Origin of the sequence: Streptomyces bugieae (assembly GCF_036352915.1) — a bacterium.
Lineage (GTDB): Bacteria > Actinomycetota > Actinomycetes > Streptomycetales > Streptomycetaceae > Streptomyces > Streptomyces endophytica.
In genome coordinates, this window is record NZ_JAZBJP010000002.1 from 94,388 (window position 1) to 107,822 (window position 13,435).

The following is a 13,435-nucleotide window of genomic DNA, read 5'->3' on the forward strand; positions in this document are numbered from 1 at the left end:
GACGGCCTGGTGGCAGCTGCGCCAGTGGGACCAGTTCAGTGCGTGGTCTCTTGAGCCGGTGGCGGTGTGGCCCGGCGCGACGGAGGTGGTGGTTGGCACGGCCGATCGTCGTCGGGCCTCCCAGGACAGCCTGGTGGGCGTGTGCCGTTCAGACGGTGGGCCAGGTGCCGAGTGCGTAGGCCAGTCGGTCGCGCTGGTCTCGCGCGATGCCCTGAGCGAGGCGCGTGCCACAGCGCGGACTCGCGGGCCCGTCGCACTCCAGGATTCCGGGGAAGGGTGCCTGGCTGCCCGACAGCGGGGAGGCCGAAGGAAGCGTCCATTGAGCCGGCTCCCACAGCGGGTGGTCCGCGAGGAGCGCTTCCGCCAGCGTCTCGGGGAGGCCCGCCTGCGCCAGCACCTCGCGAAGGATGTCCGTGGCGTCCTCGGGCAAGTCCTGGTCGCCGAGCGCGGGCAACAGCAGGAGGAAGCGTGCGTGTTCTGCGTGGACTCCCGGGGCGTCGAGGTCGGGTGTCCGGGCGATATGGGCGAGCTCCTGCCAAGAGAGTCCGGGGCCTGCCTGGTGGCCGCCGACGGTGGCCAGGCGGCCGTGCACGTCCCACTCGGGGTGGCTGATGAAGTACTCCGTGCCCGGGTCATCGGGAAGGTTGTAGCCGAGGACCACCGCGGTGTGCCCGCCCGCGAACGGGATGCGGAAGACGGGCCACCGGTCCTCGTCGCACAGTGCATCGCAGGCCGCGTCGGCATCGGCCCCGTCGACGCCGAACCATTCCGGAACGGGGTCGTACTCCTGTGTCTGGCTCAACCACATCAGGTAGCCCGCCCAGAACCCGGGCAGCGCCAGCAATTCCTCCCCCGCGACGAGCGGGGCGTTCTCGAATCCCTTGACCAGCACGGTTCCAGACTCTCAGACGCCCACGACAGTCCGTGCACCGCCTGCCCTTCACCATGGCAGGCGGTTGGCGGCCGTCCCCTACTCCCACGGGAACGTGCTCGGTCGCCCCCTCGTCAGCGGTATGGCTGGGACTGTCCCGGGGTGCGGAACCCCCGGAACGTCACGGGTTTGCGGGTCTGAAAGCCGAGCCCCTCATAGAGGGCGATCGCACCGGCGTTCGCCTCGGCCACGTGCAGGAAGCACCGTTCGTGGCGGGCTTCGATACGTGCGACGAGCGCGTTGACCAGGCGTGCGGCGTAGCCTCGTCCGCGTGCCTCGGGAGCCGTGCAGACGGCGCTGATCTCGGACCATCCCGGCGGCCTGAGCCGTTCGCCTGCCATGGCCACCAACGTGCCGTTGTCGCGAATGCCGAGATACGTGCCCAGTTCATGGGTGCGCGGCCAGAAGGGCCCCGGTCGGGTCCGCGCGACGAGGTCGAGCATCTCGGGCACACTGTCCGCACCCAGTTCGACGACATCAGTGCCGGTCTCGACATGACGACGATCGGGGCGGTTGCCGGCGGGCCGGATCATCTGACGGCCTTCGAGGACGAAGACAGGCTCCCAGTCGGCCGGCGGGGTGGCCGGGCAGCTGAACATGTCGGCCAGCTCACCGGGGCCGAGCAGCCGCGCCAGATCGGCCCATTCCGCCCCGGTGGGGTCGGCGGACACGGCGCAGAAGGTCGCGACTTCGGGCAGGTAGACGGCGACCTGGCCGCGTCGGCGGGCGAAGTGCGCGTGGTGGTGACCGAGTGATTGCCCCACCGGATCGTCGAGGGGGGCGGTGGAGTACATCATGAGCCGACTGCGCACCTCATTCCTCAGTGATCAGTAAGACCGCACGCTGATACCAGCGTCCGGTCGGCTGCCTCCGTCGGACCGGGGCAGCGCGGTCGAGGCGAGGAAGTCGTCGAGCATGGTGATCTGTACGTCCCGGGGGAATCGGCCGGGGTCGAAGAGTGCCTGGACGACGAGGCCGTGGGTGAAGGCGACGGCGCTGGCCGCAAGTTGGTCCGGGTCGGCGGCCGCGGGGAACTCGCCGAGGTCGCGTGCGGCTTCGAGGTGTGGGCGCAGCGTCGAGCGCAGCCGGGTGTAGCGGTCGGCCTGGTCCGTGGTCAGCCCGTCGTCGGCGAGGGAGAGGTCCCAGGAGCTGACCCAGATGCGGTTGCGGGCGGTGTCGTCCGGGGTCAGCGGCAGGATGTCCAGGAGCATGGCGCGCACGGTGGCGAGGCCCGCGGCGGGATGCGCGCGGCGGGGCCTCTCCGCGGTGCGCTTCTCCAGCAGGTCCAAGGCGTGTGTGATCAGGGCCCGTTTGGTCGGGAAGTAGTGCATGAGCATCCCGGTCGAGGCCCCCATCGCAGCGGCGACGGCACGCAGGGTCAGCCCGCCGAAGCCCCTGTCGGCGAGTACGTGCCACACCGCCTCGGATACGTCCTTGCGGCGGGCTTCACGGTCTCCGGGTGCGGGCGGCATGCTGCTAGCTTACGTACCGAACGCTTGTTATGCATCCAGAGAGCGAGGCTTCCATGTTCACCCTTCCGCTCGGCGACCATGCCCAACTCCGGCCCCTGGAGCCCTGGCAGGCACCGGAGTTCCTCGCCCATATCGACCGCGCCCGGGTCTCCGTGGACCCGTGGATACCCTGGGCGACGTTCAGCACCGACCTGGACTCGGCCACGGCCACTCTCCAGCGCTACGCCGACCGTCTGGCCCAGGACGCCGGCCGGATCTACGGAATCTGGCTGGACGGCACGCTGGTCGGCGGCGTCATGTTCACCCGCTTCGACAGCGCCTCCGGGGTGTGCGAGATCGGCTGCTGGCTGGAGCAGGCCGGGGAGGGAAAGGGCCTGGTGACCCAGGCCTGCCGGATGTTGATCGACTGGGCCTTCCAGGAACGCGGGATGAGCCGCGTCGAATGGTGGGTCGCGGCGGGCAACACCCGCAGCATCGACGTCGCGCGCCGACTGGGCATGACCCGCGACGGCGTGCTGCGGCAGCATTCGTCGTACCGAGGCACGCGGCACGACAGCGAGGTCTGGTCGGTCCTTTCCCAAGAATGGCCGTCTCCGTCTCTCGGGGACGTGTCCGGGTCCCGCATCCAGGCAGAGCTCGATCGGCTGATGGGCGTGTTCATGGGCGCCTTCAACAACACCGGCGGCGGCCGGCCGGAACTCGGGGTCATCCGCGATGTCTTCATTCCGCAGGGGAGGATCATCGCGAACGTCGAGGACGAGCCCGTGATCTACGACCTCGACGCGTTCATCGAGCCCCGGCAGAAGATGCTCACAGACGGGACGCTGACGGAATTCCGCGAATGGGAGGTCGCCGAGCGGACCGAGATCTTCGGATCGATCGCGCACCGGTTCAGCGAATACCGCAAATCCGGCTTCCACCACGGCGAGTGGTTCGAGGGCTCCGGCCGCAAGACCACCCAGTTCCTCCGGACCCCGTCAGGGTGGCGGATGTCCTCCATGGCCTGGGACGACGTGCCCGCCACCGTCACCGAATGACCGTGCCTCTCTGCCTGAGGCACCTGCGCACCTGATTCCGAAACGACCAGTCAGAGCCGCACACCGAGAGCTGACACCAGGCCAACCAGGGCACCAAGGCCCACGCCGACGCCACCGCCGATATGACCAACCGCTTGAGCGGGAGCGGCAAGCGCGATGATGGCGAGGGCGAGGAGGGCGGCGGTCACCAGCGTGCGGAAAATGCGCTGCAAAGCAGGCCCCTTCTGTCGGTGCGCGGGCGGCCGCGTGGTCTTTCGATCAAGGCGCACCCGTGGGATGTAGCGGATCCGACAAAGGCTTTCCTGTCCGTCGTACGGAGCTAACGCCATGTCACCCGAACGTGTACCCAGCACCGGTGCATGCCGACCGGAAGAACATCAGCCGCTCAGCCGCGTGGGGTGCACGAGCTCGGGCTCGCCTCCTGGCGGCACCTCGGCCGCGCAGCCCGCGACATGAGGCTCTGCGGCGATGATGCCCTGCGCACACCCCACCCAGCGGCTGCCCACCTCTGCCGCTGCCGTCTCGCAGCCGTTGCCGTCTCGCAGCCGCCTCCGAGAAGGAGCCGGCTCGCGCCCAGACAGGGAGGGTCAGACGGCGCGGCCGAGCCAGCCGGCCAGTCGGCGGTGGATGTCGGCGTCGTCCGGGACGGGGCGGACCGCGGCGAAGGGCATCTCACCACCACGCGGCTCCGCCGGCAGGACCTTCTGCGCGATGGTGAAGGCCAAGTGGCCCAGCCCCTCGTCGAGCTCGGCCTCGGGGGCGATGACCTGGGCGATGTCCCAGGTATGGGTGACGATCTCCATCACATAGCCGCTCAGGGCGATCCGGCCCGCGGCCACGCCCCACGGCACCTCGAAGTCCCGGTCGAGCTTGTCGTCGTCCGCCCAGGCCGCTGCCGCGCGGGCGCGGGCCCGGCCGAGCGCCCCGGCCCAGTCGGTGTCGGCGATGACACCGGCCGCCGCGGGGACATCCATGCCGCGGCCGCCCTCGCCGATGTAGGCGATCCGGTGGATCGCGCCGACCGTGTGGCTCAGCAGTGCCCGCAAGTCGTACGCGTCGCAGGGGGTCGGCCGGCCGAGGAGGGCGGGGTCGAGGTCTTTCAGCAGCTCCTCCAACTGCTTCAGTGCGTTGAGGAACGGGGGACGGGGGTCGAGCGCGTTCATGGAGGCACCTTTCGTACGTGCCCGACGGTGTGCGGGCCGATGGGTTCACTCTGCGGGAGATACCTGACACCTACCGTCAAGTTATCGGCCTCACTACGCGGAAACGCCCGGCTGCCGTCCCGGGTGCCGCCCGGTCTGTGTCGCTCTGCCAGCGCTGTCCGCCTTCAGCCGCTCGCTCCATTGAGTACGAAACCCCCAAAGAGAACAATGGGGACATGGATCTCATTCGGGAACGTGCCCTGCTCGACGTCGCACTGGAGGAGGCCCGAGTTGGGCTGAAGGAGGGCGGCATCCCCATCGGGGCGGCGCTGTACGGCGCGGACGGTGCCCTGCTCGGGAGGGGGCGAAACCGGCGTGTGCAGGACGGTGATCCCTCCATGCACGCCGAGACTGCCGCCTTCCGGGCAGCCGGACGGCAGCGTACGTACAGCGGGACGACCATGGTCACGACGCTCGCCCCGTGCTGGTACTGCTCCGGCCTCGTGCGGCAGTTCGGCATCTCGCGGGTGGTGATCGGAGAGGCCCGGTCCTTTGACGGTGGCCAGGCATGGCTCGCGGAGCACGGTGTGCAGATCGTGGTGCTGGACGACGCCGAATGCGTGGCGCTGATGCGCGACTTCATCGCGGCCCGACCGGAACTCTGGCTGGAGGACATCGGGGAGCCGGAGCCGTAGCCGACTGCGACCAGCGGCAACGGGGTGTTCCACACCCTGGGCCGGGCCTCGCTCGACGATGGCGACTGGCAACACTCCCAATGGCTGGTCAAGGTGCAGTGGCGCCGTTGGGCGCTCAGGTCCGATGGGTTTGGCAGGCGTCCAGGAGGGGGGCGAGACGGCGGGCGGGTGTGGTGGGGCGCACGGCAAGGTACGTGTCCATGGCCGGCGCGGGTGGGGTGAAGGGCCGGAAGACGGTGCGGGTGGTCGGCAGGAGTTCGGCCTGGGTGGCATAGAAGACGGTCCAGGCGGGTTTGCCGGTACCGATGGCGGCGAGGGTGTCCTGGTCGGTGGTGAAGGCGGGCCCCAGGACGGGTTCGAAGCCGGCGTCCCGGCAGGCGGCGGTGACCAGATCGACCAGGTGGGGATTGGACGCGCGGGGGACGATACGCAAGGGCATGGCGGCCAGGTCAGCGATGTCGACGGTCTGTTGAGCGGCCAGCGGGTGGGCGGCGGGGAGCGCCACCACGAGGGGATCCTGCCAGACGGGGATGAGGTCGAGGCCGGGGCTCTGATCGACCCCGCGGACGAAGGCGGCGTCCAGCTCGCCGTCCCGTACGTGTTGCAGCCGCGTGGCGGGCTCGGCGCTGGTGAGTTCCACCGTGACGTGCGGAGCCCGCTCGGCCAGCGTCGTGAGGAGGTGTTCCAGGCGTACGCCCAGGCCGACATTGGTGCCGATGCGCAGCACCGTTTCCTGTTCGGCGCGCAGGGCAGCCATGGTTTCCAACGCCGCCTGCTCTGCCCCCGTGATCGTGCGGGCGTGGGGCAGGAACGCGCTGCCTGCGGTGGTCAGCGTGACGTGGCGGGTGGTGCGGTCGAACAGCTCCAGGCCGAGCTCGCGTTCCAGCCTCCGGATCTGTTGGCTGACGGTGGGCTGGACGACGTGCAACCGTTCGGCGGCCCGCCCGAAGTGCAACTCCTCGGCAACCGCCAAAAAGTACCGGACCTGTCGCAGCTCCACCCCGATCACCCCTCATTCATCACGAACCTCGATGAGTCTACGAACAAAGTGCGCCTTGGACGCACCCGCCCGTTGCGGTGAACTGGACCCCTCACAACGCGCAGCGGTTCACACCGCACCCAGGGGAAGAGGGAGACGCTCATGAACACGCCCCGCGCCGATGCCGAGAAGGTCGTTCTTCGCTACTTCGACGCTCTGGCAGGCGGCAAGGACGCGATTGTCCGGGACAGCTTCGCCGAGGACGCAACCTGGTCGAGTGGACCTCGCGTGCCACGGTCAAGAACGGCAACCCCTACGACAACCGCAACATCGCGGTGTTCGTCGTCCACGACGGCAAAATCACCGAGGCCCGCGAGTACGCGGACACCCAGCACTGGGAGCACGCACTGCGCACCCCGCAGCAGCGCTGAGCACCGCCCCGTCCAGTCGCACCCATCGGCCTTCGGCGGGCATCACCGTGGGTCGGCGGCTCGGCGAGCAGTTGTCCGCGTGTCGTGGTGCGGCAGCGGGGCGGTGGGTGACCGCACTGCCTTCGGAAGGGCGTTGCGGGTGCGGTGGTGGAATGCGAGGAGGGCGAGGAGAGCGGTGGTGGTGAACCAGGCGAGTTGGACCATGAGGTAGGCGGAAACGGAGTCGTCGGAGAAGCCTGCGGTGACCGCCGCTTGCATGGCACTCCAGGACGGCAGGAAGCGGACGAAGGCGCTGTCGACACCGGAGTTCGCCAGGGGGCTTTGCAGGGCGATGTCGATGACGCTGGTCATAAGCATCGCGAACATGCCCTCCACCTCCCGGCGGAGGAGGGACCCGAAGATGACGCCGAGCGCGCCGTAGGTCATGGCGTCGCCGAAGAGCACGGTGGCCAGGAGGAGGGGCTGACGCGAGGGCCAGGCGGGCCACATGACGGCGGTGGCGTAGGCGGCGACGGCGGCGGAGGCGAGGGCCAGTGAGGTGATCTTGGCGAGCGCGAGGTGCGTACGGGGATAGCCGGCCATGACCAGGCGGCGGTCGAAGCGACCGCCGGCGAAGGTGGCGGCGAACATCATGAATCCGGTGATCAGGGTGACGGCGTTGATGGCGCCGGAGATCTGGGTGAGTTCATTGCCCGGGGGCGCCAGTATCCGGCCGGTGTCCCGGAGCCGGTACGGGGTCGGCTTGTCGGGGACGTTGGCGTAGCAGAGGGTGACCCAGGTGGGGATGTAGAGGACCACCAGGAACATGGCGAAGCGGTTGCGGGCGTGCTCGACGAGGTGATACCTGGTGGCCGTGGCGAACAGGGCGAGGTGTCGTCTCACTCAGGCACCTCGCTCACGGAGTGCAGCACACCGTCCTGCAGGCGCCACAGTTCGTCGAGGCGTTCGGCGTCGTAGGCCAGGTGGGAGACGACCAGAACGGATCGGCCGGCATCGCGCAGCCGGGCCGCGAGATGCCAAAACCGCTGGTACGTCTCCCAGTCGAACCCCTGGTAGGGCTCGTCCAGGAGCAGCAGCCGGGGATCGTGCATGAGCGCGAGGGTGAGGTTCAGTTTCTGTCGCGTCCCGCCGCTGAGCAGCCCGGCACGCTCGTCGGCGTACTCGGAGAACCTCAAGACCTCCATGATCTCGTCCGTGTACCGCAGGTCGGACAGGGCGAACGCCGTTCGGAAGAACTCCAGGTGCTGGCGGACAGTCAGTGCGTCGTTGAGCACGACGTCCTGGGGGCAGTACCCGAAGCGGCCCGCGCGGCGGACATTGCCGCGCTGCGGGCGCAGTTCACCGGAGAGGATCTTCAGCAGGGTCGACTTGCCCGTACCGTTCTCACCCACGACTCCGACCAGCGCGCCCGGCCGTACGGTGAGGTCGACGCCGCGTAGGACGACACGACGCCCGTAGGCGTGGCGCAGCCCCCGCACCTCAAGGGTGGCGCCGTTCGCGAGGTGCATGCCGGCCGGTCCGTTCTCACGCCGCCAGAAGAACGGTGCGGTCCGGGTACAGCACCATTGCGGTGGGAACCGTTCCGTCCCAGACATGGCCGCGGCCGTGGTACCGCTCGCTTTCCAACGTCCAGCGCAGATGACCCCCCAGAAGCTCCCACCAGGCATGCGCATAGGCGTACAGCGCCTGCGCAGCTCCGTCTGCCTCTTTCCAGACTCGCAGGAGACGGTCGACATCGCGCTCGGCTTCGCGGATCAGCCCGCAGACTTTGTCCACGGCTCCCTGCAGGGTGAGGCCCTCGGTGCGCTGCAACACGTGCACGGCGTTCATGGGAACTGGCGCGTCGCGCTCTTTGCGATAGGAGAACAGGTCGTTGACCAGCGTTCCATGTGCCAAGCACGCGGCGTGCAGCCTCTCCAGGTCCGGCGAGTACGTCACCTGCTCCAGATCGACACCGATACTGCGTTCCACACCCACCGTGAGGAAGGTGAAGCCGGAGTCCGTGCGGCGGAAGTCCAGGTAGGAGCTGAGGTCCCGCGTGTGCTCCAACTGCCGCCCCCTCCCGGCATGGCACCTCACCCACTCGGAGAGTCCTCGGCAGTGACGGGCCTTCTGCCCCGGTGTGAGATGTGCTCGTGCCTGCGTCAGCGAGTCCGCCCACAGACGCAGGTCCTCCGACTCCACAGTCATGTCGGACTCGTCAGCAACGGCCAGGTAGGCGTCGATCAGAAGCGGCGAGGTCTCCGGATCCTCCAGGACGTCATCCACGATGAACCCGGTCGTGGTGAACAGGGCGGCATCCAGGAGATAGCCGGTGTCCGCCGAGGGGGCCGCCCGCGTGGCGAGCCCGATCATGTCGTGCCGCTTGATTTGGTCCAGCACCTTGTCGCGTCGCCGTCCGATCAGTCGCTCGGCAAACCACTGGTCGTGCTGCGCACGCAGGTGCGCGTGCTGCGGGTTGACCCGGTCCAGCGGGAGGATCGTCCCTCCCAATGGAAGATCCAGTGCCACACCCTCCGGATGAGTACGGTCCCCAGCGGTCACACGCATCTCCTTCAGGCGTTCCGTCGTCGGCTCGTCCTGACAACGAGGACCACCTCATGAAGTAACCCGGAAAGCCGCACAAACCGGTCCAGGGACCGATCAGGCAGAACCGACCGGTCTTCCCAACACCCTTATTGTCAGGGCTCATACGCGAGGCAGCACCATCAATAACCCGTCACCATTGGACAATTGGCTCCATGGTCTTCTCATCTCCCGTCCGACGGTGGCTCCTTCCCAATGTCACACTGCTCGCCGCACTGGCCCTCTGGGGCATCCTCCGCTATCCCCACCTGCCGAGCCGTATACCGCAGCACATCGGCATCGACCGGGTGGACGCCTGGACGGACCGGTCGATCGGCAGCGCGTTTGTGCCCGTGTTCGTGTACCTCGGGGCGACGGTTCTGCTGACCGCCTGCGCGGAACTGACCTTGCGGGTGACCCCGCAGGCCGAGCTGCCGAAAGGGACCGCGCCGTTCGGCAACGGGCTGGTGCAGTCCTCGCTCAACCGGCCTCGCACCCGCGCCTCGGCACTCCGCATCGCCCGGGCATTGTTGGCCCTCAACGCCTGCACGGGCATCTCGCTCCTGATCGGCTCCGGAGTGCTGTGGCGTTCCACCACCGATCCCGAAGTACCCGGCTGGCTGTTCGCCGCGATGATTCTGCCCATCCTCATCGGTACCGCTCTGACAGTGGCGGCCGCGGTGCGCGATCGGCGAACCCCGTGAGCTGAGCACGCGGGAGTGGCAGCACGCTGCGCGGCCCCCTGTGCTGACCTCGGACACCAGTCGTTCAACGATCCCCACCACGACCGACAACCGACTCAGCCGGCCACATGAGGAGAGGTCTCAGTAGTTGATGGTGTGGTTCCGCAGGATCTGGCGGGCCTTGTCGTCAGTGACGAGGTGTGCGGTGGGCCGCAATGTGAAGTACTCGCGGAACGTGGAGATGTTGTGGGTGCTCAGCAGTGCGATGGTGCGGTTCCAGGTGCCGCCGTCGACGTTGCGCCACAGGTCGAGCAGTGAGCCGCCCACGTTGCCCTGGACCGTGTCGCCGTCGTCGTACGTGGGGCCGTGAGCGAAGCTGATGGGTATTCCGTTCGGCCCGACGTATCGGTAGTCGCCCAGGACGTAGGCGGCGGCCGAGTCGGCGAAGGCTTCCGTCCACGCGCAGGTTTCGGAACTCGCCTTGTCGACCCAGTGCCTGATACAGCGGGTGACCTGCGGGAACCAGCCGCCGAACAGCCTGTGCTGGAGGAAGTGCGCGCTCTCGTGCAGCACCGTGTGTTCGGAGTCGGGCGCGTCACCGGTCAGGTGGACGGTGTTGTGCTGGGGGTCGTAGACGGTACCGGACGGTGCCGATGAGACCCATTGCATGGTCAGTTCGGTGCATTCGTTGTCGTCGGTCTCGCGGGCGCTCCAGCAGTTGCTCTTCGGGTTGCCACGCTTCCACCACAGTTCGTTTCCGGTGTCGAAGGCATGCCAGGCACGCATGTCACCGGACCGCGGCCTCCTGGTTCCCAACGATCTGCTGGCCGAAACGGCGGTCTGTATCGGAGAGTTCCAGGTGAAGGTGGCTCCTTTGCCGTTGGTGACCTTCCAGAGCCTGCTGCTCTCCGCCGAGACCCGGACCCACATCATGTCCATCGCCCGCGATCTCTCGGGGGTGTAGCACGCCTTGAAGCCGCCGTTGGCGACATCCGTGAACAGGGCTTGGGTGTTGAGTTTTCGCGCGCTGCCCAACGCGCCTTCCCGGCCCCACAGTTCGACGTTGGCGTTGCGTACCGGTCTGGTCTGCCACGGTTTTTCGGGTCCGCTCTCGGCTGACCGGTAGTCAAAGTGGAGGGAGCCGGTCAGGCAGATCTTCTCGGAGGCCGCACTGGCCCCGCCGGAGAGCAGGGAAATGGAGAGGGCGGCGGCTGCTGTCAGGGCGACTCCACAGCCTGCCAGGACAAGCCTTTTCAGGAGAAAGCGGTCTTTTGCTTGATGCATGGTGGAACTCTCTGGTCGTCATTGCCAAGACGGCCCGACGTGGAAACACCGGCGAGGGTGAGTCCGGCGACGGCACTGCCGCTCGCGGCCGCGATGCCTCCGGCGGGCCGACGGTCGCGCCGCCGCACGGCGCGGGGCCCCGCCCGGGGCTCACACCCCGCGCGGGGCCCCGCTACCGCTTGTTGACGGCCGGGGCGTCGGTCGTCAGTCCTCGTCCGGGGCGGTGGGCAGTGCGGCCTGGATGAGATCCATGACCGAGGCATCGGTGAGGGTGCTGACGTCGCCCAGGGCGCGGTTTTCCGCCACATCGCGGAGGAGGCGGCGCATGATCTTGCCCGAGCGAGTGGTGGGCAGGGCGGTCACCGTGAGGATGCGCTTGGGTTTGGCGATCGGGCCGAGTTCCCCGGCGACGTGTGTGCGGAGTTCTTCCGCGAGGGCGTCGGACTCCGAAGCGGTGCCGCGCAGGATGACGAAGGCGCAGATGGCCTGGCCGGTGGTCGGGTCGTTCGCGCCGACCACGGCCGCCTCGGCGACCGCGGGGTGGGAGACGAGGGCGGACTCGACCTCGGTGGTGGAGATGTTGTGGCCGGAGACCAGCATCACGTCGTCGACCCGGCCGAGCAGCCAGATGTCGCCGTCCTGGTCCTTCTTCGCGCCGTCACCGGCGAAGTACTTGCCCTCGAAGCGGGACCAGTACGTGTCGAGGTAGCGCTGGTCGTCGCCCCAGATCGTGCGCAGCATCGACGGCCACGGCTCGGTCAGGACGAGGTAGCCACCGGCGCCGTCGGGGACCTCGTTGGCGTCGTCGTCCACGACGGTCGCCGAGATGCCGGGCAGCGGCAGCTGTGCGGAGCCGGGCTTGGTGGCCGTGACGCCCGGCAGCGGGCTGAGCATCATCGCGCCGGTCTCGGTCTGCCACCAGGTGTCCACGATCGGGCATCGGCCGCCGCCGATGTGCTCCCGGTACCAGACCCATGCCTCGGGGTTGATCGGCTCGCCGACCGAACCCAGAACGCGCAGCGACGACAGGTCGTACTCGGCCGGTATGTGGTCGCCCCACTTCATGAAGGTGCGGATGGCGGTGGGGGCGGTGTACAGGATGGTGACACCGTACTTCTCGACGATCTCCCAGAAGCGGCCCTGGTGCGGGGTGTCCGGGGTGCCCTCGTACAGGACTTGGGTGGCGCCGTTGGAGAGGGGGCCGTAGGTGATGTACGAGTGGCCCGTCACCCAGCCGACGTCGGCGGTGCACCAGTAGACGTCGGTCTCCGGCTTGAGGTCGAAGACGGCGTGGTGGGTGTACGACACCTGGGTGAGGTAGCCGCCGGTGGTGTGCAGGATGCCCTTGGGCTTACCCGTCGTCCCGGAGGTGTAGAGAATGAACAGCGGGTGCTCGGCGGGGAACGCCTCGGGGGTGTGCGTCTCGCTCTGCCGGTCGACGATGTCGTGCCACCACACGTCGCGGCCCCCGTGCCAGACGGTCGGCCCGCCCGTACGGCGCACCACCAGGACGTGCTCGACGGTGGGGCACTTCGTCACCGCGCGGTCGATGGCCGGCTTGAGAGCCGAGGGCTTGCCGCGGCGGTAGCCGCCGTCGGCGGTGATGACCAGCTTGGCGTCCGCGTCCTGGATGCGGGCGGCGACCGCTTCGGCGGAGAAGCCGCCGAAGACGACGGAGTGCGGGGCGCCCAGGCGGGCGCAGGCCAGCATGGCGATGACCGCTTCGGGGATCATCGGCAGGTAGATCGCGACCCGGTCGCCCGCGTGCACACCGAGCTCCGTCAACGCGTTGGCGGCCTTGACGACCTCGCGCTGGAGCTCGGCGTACGTGATCGAGCGGCTGTCGCCCGGCTCGCCCTCGAAGTGGAGGGCGACCCGATCGCCCAGGCCGTTCTCCACATGGCGGTCGACGCAGTTGTAGGCGACGTTCAGCTTGCCGTCGGCGAACCAGGAGGCGAAGGGCGGGTCGGACCAGTCCAGCGTCTCGGTCGGCGCCACCGCCCAGCTGAGGCGGCGGGCCTGCTCCGCCCAGAAGCCGAGCCGGTCGGCGTCGGCCTTCTGGTAGGCGTCGGCGGTGACGTTGGCATCCGCCGCCAGGGCGGCCGGCGGGGCGAACCTCCGTTCCTCATGGAGGAGGTTCGCCAGGCTTGCGTTGTTCACGACGTGCTGCTCCTTGCAGTGGTTCGTCGGGTGAGGACCAGGGGGTGCGGTGCGGT

Annotated in this window: 15 protein-coding genes; 4 read left to right on the forward strand and 11 right to left on the reverse strand. The window is 68.6% G+C overall.

Features of this window, described 5'->3' with window-relative positions:
• Window positions 1-148 precede the first annotated feature (148 nt).
• From V2J85_RS05660 to V2J85_RS05670, 3 genes are all read right to left on the reverse strand, one after another.
• Window positions 149-892 carry a hypothetical protein gene (locus V2J85_RS05660; protein WP_330820802.1) on the reverse strand — a complete coding sequence of 248 codons (744 nt, stop codon included), beginning with the start codon at window positions 890-892 and terminating at the stop codon, window positions 149-151.
• Between the two features lie 113 nt (window positions 893-1,005).
• Entirely contained in the window at window positions 1,006-1,728 is a 723-nt protein-coding gene (locus V2J85_RS05665) for a GNAT family N-acetyltransferase (protein ID WP_261957984.1), read from the reverse strand.
• 30 nt (window positions 1,729-1,758) lie between these two features.
• Window positions 1,759-2,403, reverse strand: coding sequence for a TetR/AcrR family transcriptional regulator (locus V2J85_RS05670; RefSeq protein ID WP_330820803.1), 645 nt, complete (start codon window positions 2,401-2,403; stop codon window positions 1,759-1,761).
• Between the two features lie 53 nt (window positions 2,404-2,456).
• On the opposite strand from V2J85_RS05670, the gene V2J85_RS05675 reads away from it, so the two are divergent.
• Complete coding sequence (locus V2J85_RS05675) at window positions 2,457-3,440, forward strand: GNAT family N-acetyltransferase (RefSeq protein ID WP_330820804.1); 984 nt, start codon at window positions 2,457-2,459, stop codon at window positions 3,438-3,440.
• A gap of 50 nt (window positions 3,441-3,490) precedes the next feature.
• Here V2J85_RS05675 and V2J85_RS05680 read toward each other — a convergent pair whose 3' ends face one another.
• Window positions 3,491-3,652, reverse strand: a complete 162-nt coding sequence (locus tag V2J85_RS05680; protein WP_261957981.1) for a hypothetical protein — start codon at window positions 3,650-3,652, stop codon at window positions 3,491-3,493.
• A 375-nt stretch (window positions 3,653-4,027) separates the two neighbouring features.
• Window positions 4,028-4,603 (reverse strand): TIGR03086 family metal-binding protein, encoded by a 576-nt coding sequence (locus V2J85_RS05685; protein WP_330820805.1) that lies wholly within the window; start codon window positions 4,601-4,603, stop codon window positions 4,028-4,030.
• A gap of 215 nt (window positions 4,604-4,818) precedes the next feature.
• On the opposite strand from V2J85_RS05685, the gene V2J85_RS05690 reads away from it, so the two are divergent.
• Entirely contained in the window at window positions 4,819-5,277 is a 459-nt protein-coding gene (locus V2J85_RS05690; protein ID WP_261957979.1) for a nucleoside deaminase, read from the forward strand.
• 115 nt (window positions 5,278-5,392) lie between these two features.
• Here V2J85_RS05690 and V2J85_RS05695 read toward each other — a convergent pair whose 3' ends face one another.
• From V2J85_RS05695 to V2J85_RS05710, 4 genes are all read right to left on the reverse strand, one after another.
• Window positions 5,393-6,277, reverse strand: coding sequence for a LysR family transcriptional regulator (locus V2J85_RS05695; RefSeq protein WP_261957978.1), 885 nt, complete (start codon window positions 6,275-6,277; stop codon window positions 5,393-5,395).
• Window positions 6,278-6,729: 452 nt separating this feature from the next.
• Entirely contained in the window at window positions 6,730-7,569 is an 840-nt protein-coding gene (locus V2J85_RS05700; protein ID WP_330820806.1) for an ABC transporter permease, read from the reverse strand.
• Entirely contained in the window at window positions 7,566-8,195 is a 630-nt protein-coding gene (locus V2J85_RS05705; RefSeq protein ID WP_261957976.1) for an ABC transporter ATP-binding protein, read from the reverse strand. The genes V2J85_RS05700 and V2J85_RS05705 overlap by 4 nt, the downstream gene beginning before the upstream one ends.
• 16 nt (window positions 8,196-8,211) lie before the next feature.
• The gene (locus V2J85_RS05710) at window positions 8,212-9,231 is read right to left on the reverse strand and encodes a terpene synthase family protein (RefSeq protein WP_261957975.1); all 1,020 of its coding nucleotides are present in this window, start codon (window positions 9,229-9,231) and stop codon (window positions 8,212-8,214) included.
• 197 nt (window positions 9,232-9,428) lie between these two features.
• On the opposite strand from V2J85_RS05710, the gene V2J85_RS05715 reads away from it, so the two are divergent.
• Window positions 9,429-9,956, forward strand: coding sequence for a DUF1648 domain-containing protein (locus tag V2J85_RS05715; protein ID WP_261957974.1), 528 nt, complete (start codon window positions 9,429-9,431; stop codon window positions 9,954-9,956).
• A gap of 120 nt (window positions 9,957-10,076) precedes the next feature.
• Here V2J85_RS05715 and V2J85_RS05720 read toward each other — a convergent pair whose 3' ends face one another.
• Complete coding sequence (locus V2J85_RS05720) at window positions 10,077-10,721, reverse strand: metalloprotease (RefSeq protein WP_261957973.1); 645 nt, start codon at window positions 10,719-10,721, stop codon at window positions 10,077-10,079.
• Here V2J85_RS05720 and V2J85_RS05725 point away from each other — a divergent pair.
• Window positions 10,720-10,899 carry a hypothetical protein gene (locus tag V2J85_RS05725; protein ID WP_261957972.1) on the forward strand — a complete coding sequence of 60 codons (180 nt, stop codon included), beginning with the start codon at window positions 10,720-10,722 and terminating at the stop codon, window positions 10,897-10,899. The two genes, V2J85_RS05720 and V2J85_RS05725, sit on opposite strands and share 2 nt — an antisense overlap.
• Before the next feature lie 524 nt (window positions 10,900-11,423).
• Here the strand turns inward: V2J85_RS05725 and acs are convergent.
• A complete protein-coding gene (gene acs / locus V2J85_RS05730) occupies window positions 11,424-13,379 on the reverse strand; it encodes an acetate--CoA ligase (protein WP_330820807.1) in 1,956 nt (651 codons plus the stop codon).
• Window positions 13,380-13,435 lie beyond the last annotated feature (56 nt).